Consider the following 15,893-nt stretch of genomic DNA (forward strand, 5'->3'; position numbering starts at 1 on the left):
AATAGATCATATGAAGAATTATCCTAAAATCGGTATTAGACCAGTGATTGATGGACGCCAAGGAGGAGTCAGAGAATCCTTAGAAGAAAAAACAATGACCATGGCGCAAGAAGCAAAGCGATTGATTGAGAGTAGTTTGTATTATGCCGACGGAACCCCCGTACAATGTGTGATTGCAGATCGGACAATTGGTGGGCGCGGAGATGCAGGAAAAGTACGTGACCAATTTTCGAAAGAGAACATCATAGCGACATTATCTGTGACGCCAAGTTGGTGTTATGGAACGGAAACGATGGATCTGGAATCAGATACGATCAAAGCGATTTGGGGCTTTAACGGGACAGAAAGACCAGGAGCAGTCTATCTTGCTGCCGCGATGTCAGGATATGCACAAAAAGGCTACCCAGCATTTAAGATCTATGGTCATGATGTCCAAGAATTAGATGACAACACCATTCCGCTAGACGTGAAACGTAAAATCCTATCGTTCGCACGTGGCGCATTTGCTGTCGGTCAAATGAAGGGCAAATCATACGTGAATATCGGTTCATCTTGTATGGGGATCGCCGGTTCACAAGTGGATAGCAAATTTTTCACAGAATATTTAGGCATGCCGATCGAATTTGTAGATATGACAGAAATCCTACGTCGGATAACGCTTGAGATCTATGATCCAGAAGAATACAAAAAAGCATTGGATTGGATCAAAGAGAATTGCCAAGAAGGAATCGATATCAACGAAGGCAAAAAATTCCCAGAGATCATCACAAAATCTAAAGTCGTACCAGCGGATCAAGATTGGGAATTTATTGCTAAACAAGCAATCATCATTCGCGATATCATGTTTGGGAATGAAAACTTAGCAGAACTCGGATGGGAGGAAGAAGCCCGAGGACGTGATGCGATCGCAGGAGGCTTCCAAGGTCAGCGTCAGTGGACAGATTGGCTACCGAATGGAGATTTCACTGAAGCAATCATGGCTTCGACTTTTGACTGGAACGGTCCGCGACCCGTGACAGCTTTTGCAACTGAAAATGATACATTGAACGCAGCTTCTATGCTATTTGGGACACTATTGACAAACAAATCGCCTATTTTTTCAGATGTTCGAACCTACTGGAGTCCAGAATCTGTGGAGAAGACAACTGGCAAAACATTAACTGGTCATGCTAGGAATGGTATTCTTCATTTGATCAATTCAGGTGCATCTGCCTTAGATGGAACAGCCGCAGCTAAAGATGAAAAAGGCAATGGAACGATGAAAGAATTCTGGAACATGACACAAGAAGATATCGATAGTTGTTTAAAAGCAACAGATTGGTGTCGAGCAAATTATGAGTATTTCCGTGGTGGCGGTTTTTCCTCCCACTTCAGAACGAATGCAGAAATGCCAGTTACCATGATCCGACTCAATATTGTAGATGGTGTCGGCCCAGCACTGCAAATCGCAGAAGGATATACCTGTGTGTTAGATGAAGAGATCCATCATATTTTAGATGAACGAACAGATAAAACATGGCCGACTACTTGGTTTGCACCGATTTTAGGTTTACCAGGATTTGAAACAGTGTATGAAGTCATGAACCATTGGGGATCGAATCACTGTGCAACAGTACATGGTCATATCGGCGATGAATTGATCACACTGGCAAGTATGTTACACATTCCAGTTGCCTTGCATAATGTTTCTGAAGACCGAATTTTCAGACCACATGTCTTTAGTGGTTTTGGTACAAAAGATCTTGAAAGTGCTGATTATCGTGCCTGTGAGTATTTCGGACCGCTATATAAATAGAGTGAAAAAAATCCCATGAACGAACGAAAGGATGAAACAAATGACAGTGAATCGTATGATCTTAAATGAAACCTCTTATTTTGGTAAAGGTGCTATTGCTCAAATCCCTATAGAATTCAAGAATAGAGGGTTCACAAAAGCAGTAATCGTAACTGATAAAAATCTTGTCAAGTTTGGGGTTGCAACAAAGGTAACTGAACTATTGGACAACGAAGGAATCGAGTATCAAATTTATGATGGGATCATTCCAAATCCAACCATCGAAAACGTGAAGCAAGGGGTAGCATTCGTCAAAAAGACAACTGCTGACTGTATCATTGCAATCGGTGGGGGATCACCGATCGATACAGCCAAAGCAATCGGTATGATCATCACGAATCCTGAATTTTCAGATGTGCTCAGTTTAGAAGGTGTTGCGAACACCAAAAATCCTTCTTTACCTATTTTTGCTGTTCCAACCACTTCTGGCACAGCAGCAGAAGTGACGATCAATTACGTGATCACAGATGAAGAAAATCACCGCAAATTCGTGTGTGTCGACCCTCATGATATTCCACTGGTTGCTTTTGTGGATAGTGACTTGATGATGGGCATGCCTAAAGAATTGGCAGCAGCAACAGGAATGGATGCGATGACTCATGCCATTGAAGGATTGATTACAAAAGGCGCTTGGGAGATGAGCGATATGCTTCACCTCAAAGCAATCGAAATCATTGGGCGCTCGTTGCGTCATTCAGTCGCCGGTGAAATAGAAGCTCGTGAAGAAATGGCTTTAGGTCAATACATTGCAGGAATGGGATTCTCTAATGTTGGGTTAGGCCTAGTCCACGGTATGGCGCATCCATTGTCCGCTTGGTACAATATACCTCATGGTGTTGCCTGTGCGACATTACTACCAACGATCATGCGGTACAATAAGAAATTTACAGGTGAAAAATATCGAGAAATCGCTAAAGCGTTGGTGATTCCAACAGCAGCTGAAATGAGCTTGTCAGAGGCACGTGATGTAGCCTGCAAAGCAATCGCTCAACTGAGTAAAGATGTTGGCATACCTGCAACGATTTCAGAACTAGGTGTAAAAATCGAAGATCTACCAAGTATTGCAGAAGATGCGTTTCGAGATGTATGTACACCAGGAAATCCACGAGATACCTCAGTACCAGAAATCATTGAACTGTATAAGCGTTTGATGTAACTTCTAAAAGGGAAAAGTATAAACAATCAAGCACTTTAGTACACCAATACAAAGTAAAAGAATCAAGCTAAAACATTCCAGTTTAGCTTGATTCTTTTATATTTATAAAATAATCTTTTAGATGATCCATTATTTCCGGTTCTTGATCATATCATACATGTCATAAGCTACAAATCCCATTGCAAGCAAATAAAGCGCCCAAGTAAAGATCGAATTTGTAATGAATTGGTAGTATAGATTTAAACTGCAAAGGGTGTATAACGCCAAGCGTAGGAATGTGAATGGTTTGGAATGATAATTAGTCAAAATAAAAGCCTCCTGAAAGATACATATCCTATTTAAACAATAAAATACTAGTTAACTATAGTGTACGGTGAAAGCTATTTCATTGTCAAATTCCTACAAGGATCAAAGCTAAATCGCTCATCAGGAGATACGAGTAAAAGCAAGTTTATCTATGAAATAAATCACGTTATCTTTTATTTATTCTGTTATGATAAGGATAGTAAAACAAACAGATAAAAAGGAGCTGAATGTATGGCAAAGAAAATTGCTTCTCCAGAGCTACCAGAACTAGTTGAAAGTCCCTTCTACCTAGAAGATGAAACAACCTTTTCAGGTATTTTTTCTGAAGGGGAAGATCAAAGTTATCTTAGTTCTCGCAATATCGTATTGAAAAATAGCCATATCAAAAAATTAGCGATGCAAAAATCTCGGTTGGAGCGGTTTGAATGTAGCGATGTCATTTTTGAGAAGTGTGATTTCTCAAATTTAGAATGGTTTGGTGCAAGCTTTCATCGTGTGCATTTCAAGCAATGCAAATTGACCGGAACCAATTTCTCAGACAGCTTCTTGCGTGATTGTGTTTTCGAAGAGTGTGTAGCAAACCTGTCTTCTTTTAGCTACACGAATATGAAGTTCGTTCGATTTAGGGACAATCAATTGAAAAATACTGATTTTTTCGATAGCAATTGGAAAGATCTAGTAGTAGAAAACAATGACCTTTCAGGCTCAAATTGGGTCAATACGCCACTGAAAGGATTAGATTTTACAACGAATACATTTTCTCAAATCAATCTATCTATGGAGCTACTTCGAGGACTGATCGTCAATCAAGAACAAGCGATCATTATTGCGGCGGGTTTGGGGTTGGTGATTGAGTAGATAAAACAGAACGAACAATGTTAAGAAATTAGTCAATCTGATCGAATACATCCTAGAATTAACCTAGAGCATAGTTAAATTGTTTCATGACCACTCAGTTTAGTTTATTGGCAGAAAGGAGAACTTACCGATGGATTTGACAGATAAACTTGTCGATTTTGCTGCTACCTTGGAAGCTGTCCAAATCGATCATCCTTTTGGAAAATTTCCAGACTATATCGTGTTCCGCCATCAATCAACAGGTAAATGGTTTGGTTTGATCGTATCTGTTGAAAAAGACAAATTAGGTATAGAAGGCGAAGGTCAAGTCCCCCTCGTCAATGTCAAAGCAGATCCAGAAATCATCTCCATCCTGAAAAAGAGTAAAGGCTATTATCCTGCTTATCATATGAATAAAAACCATTGGATAAGTGTAGCTTTGAATGGTGCAGTCGCAGAAAAGCAACTCTTTTATCTGCTGAAAGAGAGTTATGATTTAACAAATGGTTAATAAAAAATCAAAATAATAGCAGAATATCTCAATTTAGCCAAAAGCAATCCAACGATCACTTGGATTGTTTTTTTTTTTTTTGAAATTTAAGCGCTATCTTTTTGTTCAAAAAAAATTACCAAAAAAATTACACAAAAAACAGATTAGCTTTAGAAAGAGAATAGGTCTGTTATGTATGATAGTAAATATAACAAGAGAAACATAACTAAAACAAATAGAAGAGGATGGTTTTTTATGATGAAAAAAGGAACAAAGTATAAAGGTTATCTGGTATTAGTATGTTCTATCGGTCTTTTAGCAGCATGCAGTTCAGAGACTAAAGATACGAGTGAGTCAGAGATACCAAAAGTAAAAAGTGAACGAAAAGTAACCATTGATGGAAAGGAAGGGACGGAAAAAGTTTTGGATAATGGAACGATTGTTCAAGAGTTTGATGAACAAGTGTCGGAAAAAGACGAGGATTAAGTAGTGGACAGGATGTCATAAGCGCTTTTTTATGACTAATCTGAATGAAGGAGTAGGTACATGAAGCCTAAAAAAAGAAAAAAATTCAACCGAAAATGGTATTTGCCAGTAGCAGTCGTCACCGTTTTACTAGTGGTTGGTGCAATCAGTATAGTTGCTTCTAGTGGGAAAACAAAAGAAGAAAATTCAGAAACAAATATTGAAGCCCGGTCTGTCAAATCCCTTATTGATGAGGTGAAAGCGGCGAATTTGATTTTAGCAGGAAAAGTCATGCCAAATAATAGCAACAAAATCAAAATTGATCCAGAACGAGGAACAGTGAAAGATATTCTGGTAAATGAAGGAGATGTCGTAGAAAAAGGGCAACCTTTGTTTACATACCAAACGGATCAACAGAGAAAAGTTGAGGAAGCTGAAATGGACGTAGAAATCAAAGTGAGAGCAGTAGAACAAGCACGAGTGACTGCAAATCAAAAATGGACAGCACATAACCAAAAAGTAGCAGAGCTTGGAAAAGCAAGACAAGATTATGCGAAGGAAAAATCCGAAGAGTTACAAAGTACGATCAAAGCATTAGAAGGAGAAATCACTGGTCTACATGCAGAAGCTATTGCTGGCGACAATGAAGTGAAGAATGCCGAAACAGAATTGCGAAAAGCCCAATTACTTCACGAAAGTGAAAAAGAACGACTGAATGAAGACACAGTGACAGCTGATCACCCAGGAAGAATCAAATCATTGAATCGTGACTTAATCAATCAATCAAAAGAGCGTCAAAAAGAAGAAAACTTTATGGAGATCCTTGATGATTCGAACTTATACGTTGATGGCCAAGTCACCGAGTTTGATCGTGAAAAAGTCGCTGTCGATCAGCGAGTAGAAATCATGGATCGTAAAGATCAAGCGAACACTTGGCAAGGAAACATTGTACAAGTAGCGAACTTAACGAATGATGCAAAACAAGAGGACCAAAAAGAAGAAAACCCTAATTTGTCTAAGTTTCCTTATAAAGTTAAGATCGATCCAAAAGAAGAAATGCCACTGATTGGTTCCAATGTGTATGTCAATGTTTTACCGAAAGATTTTGTGTCAGGAAAAGTGATCATCAACCAAAGATACCTCATGGAAAAAGATGGAAAATATTATGTATGGAAAGTAGAAAATGGTCGGATCAAAGAGCATGAAGTAAAGGTAAATCCGATGGATAATGAACTCGCAGAAATAGTCGAAGGATTGACTGTTGAAGATCAGCTTGCTTTGCCTCAAACAGGAATGGTCGAGGGAATGGAGGTTGGTGCAAGTGTTGACGCTTAACAACATTCAGAAGTCATATTGGCAAGGCGGCAAAGAACTAAAAGTCCTTAAAGATATCTCTTTGCAAATCAATGAAGGAGAACTGGTCGCAATCATGGGGCCATCGGGGTCAGGAAAGTCGACGTTGATGAATATCATTGGTTGTCTGGATACAGCTACATCAGGGGATTATATCGTTGAAGGAACGGATGTCAAAACGTTAGCGGACAATTCATTGGCTGATTTTCGTAATGCAAAAATCGGCTTTGTTTTCCAGAATTTCAATCTCATGCCAAAATTAACCGTTTCGCAAAATGTGGAAATGCCATTAACGTATAAAAAAGTCAATAAAAAAGAGCGGCGTAAGCGTGCTTTGGATATGTTGCAATTAGTAGGGTTAGAAGATCGAAGTGACTTCAAACCGATGGAATTATCAGGAGGACAAAAGCAACGTGTCGCAATTGCGAGAGCTTTAGTGACTAACCCTAGTTTTGTTTTAGGGGATGAGCCAACAGGGGCACTTGATACAAAAACCAGTAGCCAAATCATGGACCTTTTTAAGGAATTCCACCAAGCAGGAAAAACAATTATTCTAATTACCCATGAGCCGGAAATCGCAGCGTTATGTCAGCGAACGATCACTTTACGAGATGGTCAAATAATCAGCGACGAACAAAATGAAGTGAGGTGATCGAGAATGGAAGAAATCAGATTTGCCTTACAATCGATTTTTGCTCATAAAATGCGTTCGGTATTGACTATGCTAGGTGTCATCATTGGGATTGCTGCCATTATTTCGATTTTCAGCATCATCGGAGGAAACACCGAAAAAATGAAACGAGAAATGATTGGTAGTAACAATAATACGATGAATATCCAATATGACAGAAAAAGTGCTTTTCAACAGAACACTATGTCAGATGGAATCCTATCTGAAAAGGAAGAGAAAAAACCGTTATATTTTCCATTTTTAGACGAGGATGTCCTAAAAAAAGTCAATGAGATACCAGAGGTCATAGCAAGTGGTTTGTCTTATCAAAAGGATGGGAAAATCTACAGGAAAGCCAAAGGGACCGACGCCAAAGTTTCTGCTGTCACTTCTTCTGTTCAGGATTTGGAGCAGTTAAACTTCATCAAAGGGGAAGGATTTACTGCCCAAGCATTCAAAGAGCAACAACAAGCAATTTTTCTGGAAGATTCCTTGTATGACGAATTATTTCCAAATGAAGAAGGGATCGGACAGTTTGTTGAAGTGAATGGGGTGCCATTCAAAGTTCAAGGTGTATTTCAGTTAGATCCCAATAGTAGTAATCTATTTAGCTTTGAGAAAAGAGCTTATGTTCCTTTACAGCAAGCGCATAAACTATCTGATGAGTTGGATATTGTTCCTCTTGTCACGATCCAAACAAATAATACCGATCAATTACAAGGCGCTGCAGAAAAAGCTGCAGAGATCCTCAATCAACAGATCCCGCCATCTGATTATGAGTACGGAGTGATGAATCAGAAAGAATTTGCCAGAGAATTGGAACGAATGAACCAGTCAAGTTTTATTCTTTTGTCTGGTATAGCAAGTATCTCGTTATTAGTGGGTGGAATCGGTGTGATGAATATCATGTTGGTCTCTGTCACGGAAAGAACGAAAGAAATCGGAATAAAGAAAGCACTCGGCGCAAGAAGAAAAGTAATTTTAAAACAATTTTTAGTAGAAGCGGTCGTCCTGACTTTGATTGGTGGGGTACTAGGTGTGCTTGTTGGTTTGTTAAGTGGCTATGCCATTACGCTATCACTGGATTATCCTTATATCGTATCCGTGATTTCCATTGTCGTTAGCTTAGTATTTTGTTCCCTGATGGGTGTGATATTTGGTCTATTACCGGCGATGAAAGCATCGAAATTAAACCCTATCGAGGCATTACGCTTTGAATAAGGAGAGAGTGATATGGAAAGAATTTTAGTTGTCGAAGATGAATATATGATCAATCAGATCGTGACGGAATTTTTAAAAGAACGCAAGTATGAAGTTTATTCGGTAAGAAGTGGCGAACAGGCATTGGAAGCTTTTGCTGAAGAAACATTTGACTTGATCCTATTAGACATTATGTTGCCTGGGATAAGGGGGACGGATGTTTTAAAGAAAATTCGGGAAACGTCGGATGTGCCGATCATCATGCTGACTGCCTTGGATGATGAATATACGCAGTTGCTCAGTTTTTCCCATTTGATCAGTGACTATGTCGTCAAACCTTTTTCCCCACTTATTTTGATCAAACGGATCGAAAATGTGTTTCGGATGAATCAAGGAAATCCCCACATCACTATCGGGGAGTACGCCATTGATCTCGATGGTGGTCTTGTAAAATACCAAGAGGAAGAAATCCATTTAACAAGAAAAGAGTATGATATTTTAGTGATTCTAATAAGAAACAAAGGGAAAATCATCACGCGAGAACAATTAGTGTATCAAGTTTGGTCGTATGAATATCATTTGGAAAATCGAATATTAGATAATCATATAAAAAATATCCGAAAGAAAATGCCACTTTTATCAATAAAAACGATCAAAAATAGAGGCTACCAGCTTGAGGACACCCCATGAGTATCATGCTGAAAAATTTTCTGTTTTCTGGGATCATCATTTTTCTAGTTTCGATTCTTTCGTTGATTGTCTTATATTTTACGATGCCAGTCTACTATGAACGAATGAAGCTGAACGAAATAAACAAGGAATTCAATCAAGTGGCAAAGAGTATAGAGAACAAAGATTTAGCTACAATGCAAAACGCTGTTGATCAATACTGGCTTGAAAGAGAACAAAATCTTGATATCATGCTGTTGGATAATAATGGCCTAGTTCTTGGTCCTTTCTTTGACGGGAATCTTGACTATTCAGGCATCAGTCTTTTATCTGATGAAAAGAGAATTTTTCAAGAGATTACTGACAAACAAGGTAACACTTATTATTTATTTGGCATATACTCGATGCAACCAGTCGCAGAAGCAAGTCAAGTGTTACTTCATTTATATCCATTTATCATCATCGTCTCACTAATCATTGGGGGGATCGGCGCTTACTACTATAGTATTTATTCGACAAAAAAAATCAAAGAGATATCCAAAGTAACAGAAAAAATGATCGAATTAGATGCGGATATTCGTTGTGATGTCAAAGGTACGGATGAAATCTCACTTTTAGCGCAAGATATCAACCATCTCTATGTTTCTTTGATCCAAACAATTGAAGTGTTAGAGCTTGAAGTAGCTAAAACGAAAGAATTGGAACAAGCAAAGTCAGAGTTTATGCAAATCGCTTCTCATGAATTGAAAACACCTGTTGCTTCATTGATGGGGCTGATTGATGGCATGATCTATAATGTCGGAAAATTTAAAGACAGAGAGCGATATTTAGAAGTTTGTAAAAATATTTTGCAAGAACAAACAGAAATGATCAATAATATCCTCTTTGCCTCAAGAAACAATTTGCCTTCAGATGATGTGGTCTATGAAGAAGTCTCAATCAAAGAAATGATCGAACATAAATTGACTTCTTTCCGGATACTTGCTGAAGCAGAACAGAAAAAACTAGTCGTCAATCTAAAAGGGGAGAAAATCATCGGTAATAAAAATGATATTGATAAAATTTTAGATAACCTACTAAGTAATGCCTTCAAATATACGAAGCATGAGGGAGAAATCAGTCTGTTTTTTGATGGTAAACAATTAGTGATTGAAAATGAAGTGAATCAGATACTTACGGAGGAGGAATTAAGTAAGATTTTCCAACCTTTTTATCGACCGGATTTTAGCAGAAGTCGAGATACTGGAGGTTCTGGTTTAGGATTGTTTATCGTACAACAACTTTTTGAAAAATATGGCTGGGAGTATTCATTCAAGTCAATTGCTAATTCCAGAATGTGCTTTTCTGTCATTTTTAGTGGAAGAAGCCTAAATTGATCGATGGTATCGCTAAAGGATAAACGGTCTGTCGCCACAAGATTTATTGGATATTTTTGTGATGGTAGCGAAGCTAATAGCTAAATTGCACAACTGCTATTTGCCAGGGACTTTGATTTTTTATTTTTACACACTCAACTGGAATGTACAAAACCACACTATACCATACCACTAAATAGTAAGAACAAAATGATCAAAAAACTCACAACGTACTAGAAACTCTTGTAGAAAATTTAGTCCCTGGTAAGTAGCAGTTGTGCAATCAGGTTGTGATAGATTAAAAGAAGTCAGGACTACGTTCGCGCAGTCCTGACTTCTTTTTGTATAGTTTCTTCTACTATTCCTTGATTTTTCTTTCGCGTACAAAATAGTAACCCGTCATATAGATCAAGAAAATCAAACCAATCATCAATGAGATTCTTGTTTCGGGATTGATGAACATAAAGATTAATACCACTGCCAAAAAGGCCAATGACAAGTAATTGGTATATGGGGATAAGGGCATTTTAAATGGATGTTCAAGCATTTCTATCGGATGTTTTTTTCTGAATTTGATTTGACTGATCAAAATAACGATCCAAGGTACCATCCCTGGTAAGATACTGGAACTATAGACAAAAACAAATAAATCCTGTGATTGGGAGTAGACGAAGGGCAACAAATAATTCAAAATCAACCCAATCAAAATACCAAATGAGATGGCTACTACTGGGTAAAATGGTACTCCATGACGTGTAAGTTTCAAAAACTTTTTAGACATTTTGCCGTTGATGGCTAATGTGTAGACCATGCGACTGGCGCTGAAAATACCGGAATTACAACCAGATAACGCAGCTGTGATGACAACAAAATTGATCAAACCAGCAGCAAACGTGATCCCGATTTTAGAAAAAGTTTGAACAAACGGTGATCCTAGTTCGCTCAATTGATTCCAAGGATAGATGCTGACAATAATGAAGATCGCCCCAATATAAAAAATCAAGATCCGCCCGATCGTTGATTGGACAGCGTCTACAATCGTTTTTTGGGGATCTTTCGCTTCACCAGCAGTCATCCCGATCAACTCGATTCCTTGGTAAGAGGCAACGACGATCGATAGAGCAAAAAAGAATCCTTTCACGCCACCAGTAAAGAAACCACCATTTTTCCATAAGTTTGAAATCCCGATTGCTTCTCCTTGGTTACCGAATCCAAATAAAATGATGCCTAAACCGGCGATGATCATCAAAATAATTGTCACTACTTTAATAGTAGAAAACCAAAATTCTAATTCACCGAATGCTTTGACAGAAACAAGATTGGCGAACATCAAGAAAAGGATCACAACGATTCCTGGAATGATCTGGGGCAAGTCTGGCCACCAATAGTTCATATATTCCCCTACAGCAATGACTTCACTGATACCGACCACGATAAACTGAAAAATATTGCTCCAAGCCGTCAAATAACCTGCGACGGGATGGATGTATTCACTTGCATAATTAGCGAAAGAACCGGTGGAGGGATCTAGATACAACATCTCGCCCAAGGCACGCATGATCAGGTACAAAAAGAAGCCTGCTACAGCATAAGCAACCATTACAGAAGGTCCTGTCCAACGGATGGTGGATGAAGCACCCATGAACAGACCGACACCGATCGTTCCTCCTAGCGCAATCATTTGAATATGACGTGCACTGAGACTACGAGTTAATTTTTCTTCTTCCATACAAAAACTCCTTTTTTAAGTTGAGTGATAAAGTAAAAAATAAGTTTATTCTATAACTAGTAAACAAAATAACAACCATTACTTTATAGCTCTTGTTTGTGATTTTACAGAAAATTTTCAAAAATTGCGAGAAAAATCTAAAAAATCAAAAAAATTAGCTATAACACTTGTAAAAGATTTTGATATTAGTTAAACTAAGTTTGAATAAAAAGTTAGGTACACCGAAAAGGAGTGGTAAGAGGTGTCTAAAAATGAAATATCCGTTAAAGATTTGACGGTTGCTTATCAAGGAAAGACAGTATTAAATCATGTATCAACAGTTATCCAAGCACAAAAATTTACAGGGATCATTGGACCGAATGGCGCTGGGAAATCTACTTTTATGAAAGCTTTATTAGAATTAGTTCCTAAAATTTCCGGAGAAATCACTTTCGACGGTCGCTCCATAAAAACGATTCGCAAAAAAATTGCCTATGTCGAACAGCGTAGTGAGCTGGATCTTTCTTTTCCGATCGATGTATTAGGGGTAGTTTTGTTAGGAACCTATCCATCCTTGCGCTTAGGGCAACGTCCTGGAAAAAAAGAAAAGGAACGAGCAAAACAAGCCTTAGCGAAAGTGGATATGACAGAATATGAAAATCGACAAATCAGTGAATTATCTGGAGGACAATTACAGCGGATATTTATTGCTAGAGCTTTGGCTCAAGGCGCAGAATGGATTTTTTTAGATGAACCCTTTGTTGGGATCGATGCGGTCAGTGAAAGAAAAATCTTTGCTATTTTGGATGAACTGAAAAATGAAGGGAAAACTATTGTGATCGTCCATCATGATCTGCACAAAGTCGAAGCCTATTTTGATGAAGTAATTTTATTGAATAAAGAATTGATTGCAGCTGGATCAGTTGACGAAGTATTTACTTCAGAAAATCTACAGTTGGCTTATGGGGAGATCATTGGGCAATTAGTTAAAGGGGTAATGGAAAAATGATTCAATCGTTTATTGAGGGGTTAATGGATTATCAATTTCTGCAATATGCATTGATTACATCTATGTTAGTTGGATTGGCTTCAGGGGTGATTGGCTCTTTTATTATTTTGAGAGGGATGTCTTTGATGGGGGATGCGATTTCTCACGCGGTACTGCCTGGAGTCGCGATTTCGTATATGTTTGGTTTTAGTTACATTCTAGGAGCCACTGCATTTGGGATGTTGACAGCTGGCATCATCGGATTTGTCACACAGCGTAGCCGTTTGAAAAATGATACAGCTATTGGGATCGTTTTTAGTTCGTTCTTTGCATTAGGTGTCATCTTGATTTCTTTTGCGCAAAGTGCAACTAATCTGTACCATATCTTATTTGGAAATGTTTTAGCAGTTAGAGAAAGTGATATGTTGATGACTGCCATAGTGAGTGGGATCGTCTTATTGTTTGTATTTATTTTTTATAAAGAACTGAAAATCACTTCTTTTGATCCAATGATGGCAAAAGCTTATGGGTTGAATACGACACTTGTTCACTATTTGTTGATGTTCTTCTTAACACTGGTTGCCGTTGTGAGTTTACAGACAGTAGGAACGATTTTGGTCATCTCGATGTTGATCACACCAGCAGCAACTGCATACCTATTGACCGATCGATTGGCAAAAATGATTTTTATTTCGGCAACAGTCGGCGTGTTAAGTGCGATCATCGGTGTGTTTTATAGTTATAGTTATAATTGGCCTTCTGGGGCGACCATCGTGTTGACCAGTGCAGTATTCTTTACGTTGGCCTTTTTATTTTCACCGACTAAAGGGATTGTTTTTTCAAGAAACAAAACGAAAAAAAATGCCGAGTCGTAAAAAATCTAACGAATAGAAATGGAGTATGTACATGAAAAATAAACTGAATATCTTATGGTTAATGGGAGCTGTCTTATTTATTTTTGCAGGTTGTGGCAGTTCCGCAGCAGAAGAGAAAGAAGAAAACCTGACCGTCGTAGCAACAAATTCGATCATCGCCGATATGGCAAAAGAAGTTGGAAAAGAACATGTTGATGTGCATAGTATCGTCCCTGTTGGAACTGACCCACATGAATACGAGGTATTACCAGAAGATATCAAAAAAGCAAGTGATGCTGATGTTATCTTATACAATGGGTTAAACTTGGAAACAGGGGATGCTTGGTTTGAAAACTTGATGGATACGGCAAATAAAAAAGAAGATGAAGACTATTTTGCAGTAAGTAAAGAAGTTGAACCACTTTATTTGACCGGTGGAGAATCAGAGACAGAAGCAGATCCACATGCGTGGTTGGATCTTTCAAACGGAATCAAATATGTACAAGAAATCGCACGCATCTTTGCTGAAAAAGACCCAGACCATGCTACGCAATATGAAGAAAATGCAGATGCATATATCGAAAAATTGAAAGAATTAGATAAACAAGCGAAAGAGAGTTTTGGATCGATCCCAGACAATAAAAAACTATTAGTAACAAGTGAAGGAGCTTTTAGATACTTCTCACAAGCATACGATCTACCAGCAGGGTATATTTGGGAAATCAACACAGAAAGCCAAGGTACACCTGAACAAATGCAATCGATCATCAGCCAAGTTCGTGCTTCAGATGTTCCAGTCTTATTTGTGGAAACAAGTGTTGATCCGAGAAGTATGGAACGTGTCGCAAGTGAAACAGGCCTTGAAATCTATGATGAGCTATTCACTGATTCCATTGCAAAAGAAGGAGAAACTGGTGATTCTTATTATGGAATGATGAAATGGAACATCGAAACGATCCACGATGGTCTATCTCAAGAAAAGAAATAATCACTAATCGATCTAATAATTTAAAAAGAGGCAAAAGTGTGTAGCCTCGATAAAAAAGGCGTCATCCACGGAAATTGTTCTTTAAATTTTTGTGGATGGCGCTTTGTTTTTGAAGAGAGTCCTTCTATTCCTTCCGTTTGCTCAGTTTTGGAGACGTGAGGGCTAATGCTTCCGCAATTTATACAAATAAAAATTCGTTCGTTTATTGTTTTAAAGATACCAATTTTAGTGAAATTCCGTTATAGTTAAAAGAGAGGAAAGGAAGGTGAAGCTATGAATTTTACTAGCAAAGACAAACAATTGATTGCAAAAGAAATAACAAAAAAAATTAACCAACTAGAAAATAAGGAGAAAGATCAAGATCTCCTATTTCTTGAAGCAGAAATGGCGAAAGCGTTCATAGCAAGCCCAGAAGAATTGGAAACAGAGGAATACCCTGGGAAATGGTTATTTGATGATTTTCAGCCATTAGATGAAGAAACAGGTATTGGCTACTTTGTCTTTCTTTCATCCGTCGGGTTTACTCCTGGCGTATTAGTCAAACAAAAGAACGAACTAAAGGTTCAAGCATGGCCCGCATTGTTTTCTTTGATAGGGACAGAGGGTGTGATTCCAAAAATCCAATCTGCATTTTTCAAGAGTGCATTTATTGCAAATAGCAAACTAATGAATACGTATTATAATCGTTTAGTAGAAATTGCTCGTCCAGGAGAAATTCCACAAACGTTCACTTATGGGCAACAAAAAAATCTATACGAAGATGTTGTTTATTCACGGGATCTATCTGAGTTCTCAGCAAGAGAACAACTCCGTTTACATGAACTACTCCACACAAAACCTGTTTCGTTGAACTTTTTCAATGCATTAGACCAACGTCGAAAATGGGTATCTGTGAATTTCTGGGAAGTATTTGCTGCTAGAAATCGTTGGATGGAAGAAAGAAAAATTCCAGATCAACAGATCCAATTCGTTCAATTGAAAAAAGAACGATTATATTACGGATTATATAGTCGTGTCTGA

Annotated in this window: 16 protein-coding genes; 14 read left to right on the forward strand and 2 right to left on the reverse strand. The window is 38.1% G+C overall.

Annotation, left to right across the window (positions count from 1 at the left end):
* Positions 1–10: 10 nt before the first annotated feature.
* Together IGJ00_RS03065 and fucO are read left to right on the forward strand one after the other, a co-directional pair.
* Positions 11–1,795: an L-fucose isomerase gene (locus tag IGJ00_RS03065; RefSeq protein ID WP_115357333.1), complete on the forward strand. Its 1,785-nt coding sequence runs from the start codon at positions 11–13 to the stop codon at positions 1,793–1,795.
* A gap of 40 nt (positions 1,796–1,835) precedes the next feature.
* Positions 1,836–2,990 (forward strand): lactaldehyde reductase, encoded by a 1,155-nt coding sequence (gene fucO / locus IGJ00_RS03070; RefSeq protein ID WP_438844113.1) that lies wholly within the window; start codon positions 1,836–1,838, stop codon positions 2,988–2,990.
* 129 nt (positions 2,991–3,119) lie between these two features.
* Here fucO and IGJ00_RS03075 read toward each other — a convergent pair whose 3' ends face one another.
* The gene (locus IGJ00_RS03075; protein ID WP_438844114.1) at positions 3,120–3,296 is read right to left on the reverse strand and encodes a hypothetical protein; all 177 of its coding nucleotides are present in this window, start codon (positions 3,294–3,296) and stop codon (positions 3,120–3,122) included.
* A gap of 231 nt (positions 3,297–3,527) precedes the next feature.
* On the opposite strand from IGJ00_RS03075, the gene IGJ00_RS03080 reads away from it, so the two are divergent.
* The 8 genes from IGJ00_RS03080 to IGJ00_RS03115 all read left to right on the forward strand — a co-directional run bounded on the left by IGJ00_RS03080 (position 3,528) and on the right by IGJ00_RS03115 (position 10,356).
* Entirely contained in the window at positions 3,528–4,154 is a 627-nt protein-coding gene (locus IGJ00_RS03080; protein ID WP_438844115.1) for a pentapeptide repeat-containing protein, read from the forward strand.
* A gap of 130 nt (positions 4,155–4,284) precedes the next feature.
* The gene (locus IGJ00_RS03085) at positions 4,285–4,644 is read left to right on the forward strand and encodes an MmcQ/YjbR family DNA-binding protein (RefSeq protein ID WP_104776619.1); all 360 of its coding nucleotides are present in this window, start codon (positions 4,285–4,287) and stop codon (positions 4,642–4,644) included.
* A gap of 234 nt (positions 4,645–4,878) precedes the next feature.
* On the forward strand, positions 4,879–5,109 hold the full coding sequence (locus IGJ00_RS03090; RefSeq protein ID WP_019723147.1) for a hypothetical protein: 231 nt from the start codon (positions 4,879–4,881) through the stop codon (positions 5,107–5,109).
* A gap of 60 nt (positions 5,110–5,169) precedes the next feature.
* Complete coding sequence (locus tag IGJ00_RS03095) at positions 5,170–6,423, forward strand: efflux RND transporter periplasmic adaptor subunit (protein WP_065095710.1); 1,254 nt, start codon at positions 5,170–5,172, stop codon at positions 6,421–6,423.
* The gene (locus IGJ00_RS03100; protein ID WP_019723145.1) at positions 6,410–7,093 is read left to right on the forward strand and encodes an ABC transporter ATP-binding protein; all 684 of its coding nucleotides are present in this window, start codon (positions 6,410–6,412) and stop codon (positions 7,091–7,093) included. The genes IGJ00_RS03095 and IGJ00_RS03100 overlap by 14 nt, the downstream gene beginning before the upstream one ends.
* 6 nt (positions 7,094–7,099) lie before the next feature.
* Entirely contained in the window at positions 7,100–8,332 is a 1,233-nt protein-coding gene (locus tag IGJ00_RS03105; RefSeq protein WP_065095711.1) for an ABC transporter permease, read from the forward strand.
* Between the two features lie 12 nt (positions 8,333–8,344).
* On the forward strand, positions 8,345–9,001 hold the full coding sequence (locus IGJ00_RS03110; protein ID WP_065095712.1) for a response regulator transcription factor: 657 nt from the start codon (positions 8,345–8,347) through the stop codon (positions 8,999–9,001).
* Entirely contained in the window at positions 8,998–10,356 is a 1,359-nt protein-coding gene (locus IGJ00_RS03115; RefSeq protein WP_438844116.1) for a HAMP domain-containing sensor histidine kinase, read from the forward strand. The genes IGJ00_RS03110 and IGJ00_RS03115 overlap by 4 nt, the downstream gene beginning before the upstream one ends.
* 337 nt (positions 10,357–10,693) lie before the next feature.
* Here the strand turns inward: IGJ00_RS03115 and IGJ00_RS03120 are convergent, their stop codons facing one another.
* Positions 10,694–12,064: an amino acid permease gene (locus IGJ00_RS03120; protein ID WP_065095714.1), complete on the reverse strand. Its 1,371-nt coding sequence runs from the start codon at positions 12,062–12,064 to the stop codon at positions 10,694–10,696.
* Between the two features lie 241 nt (positions 12,065–12,305).
* Between IGJ00_RS03120 and IGJ00_RS03125 the strand changes: the two genes are divergently transcribed.
* The 4 genes from IGJ00_RS03125 to IGJ00_RS03140 all read left to right on the forward strand — a co-directional run bounded on the left by IGJ00_RS03125 (position 12,306) and on the right by IGJ00_RS03140 (position 15,893).
* Positions 12,306–13,052, forward strand: a complete 747-nt coding sequence (locus IGJ00_RS03125) for a metal ABC transporter ATP-binding protein (protein ID WP_104776620.1) — start codon at positions 12,306–12,308, stop codon at positions 13,050–13,052.
* Positions 13,049–13,906, forward strand: a complete 858-nt coding sequence (locus tag IGJ00_RS03130; RefSeq protein WP_019723140.1) for a metal ABC transporter permease — start codon at positions 13,049–13,051, stop codon at positions 13,904–13,906. The genes IGJ00_RS03125 and IGJ00_RS03130 overlap by 4 nt, the downstream gene beginning before the upstream one ends.
* A 31-nt stretch (positions 13,907–13,937) precedes the next feature.
* The gene (locus IGJ00_RS03135; RefSeq protein ID WP_065095716.1) at positions 13,938–14,873 is read left to right on the forward strand and encodes a metal ABC transporter substrate-binding protein; all 936 of its coding nucleotides are present in this window, start codon (positions 13,938–13,940) and stop codon (positions 14,871–14,873) included.
* 273 nt (positions 14,874–15,146) lie between these two features.
* On the forward strand, positions 15,147–15,893 hold the full coding sequence (locus IGJ00_RS03140; protein WP_010736215.1) for a hypothetical protein: 747 nt from the start codon (positions 15,147–15,149) through the stop codon (positions 15,891–15,893).

The organism is Enterococcus sp. AZ062, assembly GCF_051715065.1.
GTDB lineage: Bacteria > Bacillota > Bacilli > Lactobacillales > Enterococcaceae > Enterococcus_B > Enterococcus_B mundtii.

Excerpts from the sequence above, each read along its gene's own strand:
- IGJ00_RS03065 (WP_115357333.1), top strand. The coding sequence starts at position 11 with ATGAAGAATTATCCTAAAATCGGTATTAGACCAGTGATTGATGGACGC.
- fucO (WP_438844113.1), top strand. The coding sequence starts at position 1,836 with ATGACAGTGAATCGTATGATCTTAAATGAAACCTCTTATTTTGGTAAA.
- IGJ00_RS03080 (WP_438844115.1), top strand. The coding sequence starts at position 3,528 with ATGGCAAAGAAAATTGCTTCTCCAGAGCTACCAGAACTAGTTGAAAGT.
- IGJ00_RS03085 (WP_104776619.1), top strand. The coding sequence starts at position 4,285 with ATGGATTTGACAGATAAACTTGTCGATTTTGCTGCTACCTTGGAAGCT.
- IGJ00_RS03090 (WP_019723147.1), top strand. The coding sequence starts at position 4,879 with ATGATGAAAAAAGGAACAAAGTATAAAGGTTATCTGGTATTAGTATGT.
- IGJ00_RS03095 (WP_065095710.1), top strand. The coding sequence starts at position 5,170 with ATGAAGCCTAAAAAAAGAAAAAAATTCAACCGAAAATGGTATTTGCCA.
- IGJ00_RS03105 (WP_065095711.1), top strand. The coding sequence starts at position 7,100 with ATGGAAGAAATCAGATTTGCCTTACAATCGATTTTTGCTCATAAAATG.
- IGJ00_RS03110 (WP_065095712.1), top strand. The coding sequence starts at position 8,345 with ATGGAAAGAATTTTAGTTGTCGAAGATGAATATATGATCAATCAGATC.
- IGJ00_RS03115 (WP_438844116.1), top strand. The coding sequence starts at position 8,998 with ATGAGTATCATGCTGAAAAATTTTCTGTTTTCTGGGATCATCATTTTT.
- IGJ00_RS03120 (WP_065095714.1), bottom strand. The coding sequence starts at position 12,064 with ATGGAAGAAGAAAAATTAACTCGTAGTCTCAGTGCACGTCATATTCAA.
- IGJ00_RS03130 (WP_019723140.1), top strand. The coding sequence starts at position 13,049 with ATGATTCAATCGTTTATTGAGGGGTTAATGGATTATCAATTTCTGCAA.
- IGJ00_RS03135 (WP_065095716.1), top strand. The coding sequence starts at position 13,938 with ATGAAAAATAAACTGAATATCTTATGGTTAATGGGAGCTGTCTTATTT.
- IGJ00_RS03140 (WP_010736215.1), top strand. The coding sequence starts at position 15,147 with ATGAATTTTACTAGCAAAGACAAACAATTGATTGCAAAAGAAATAACA.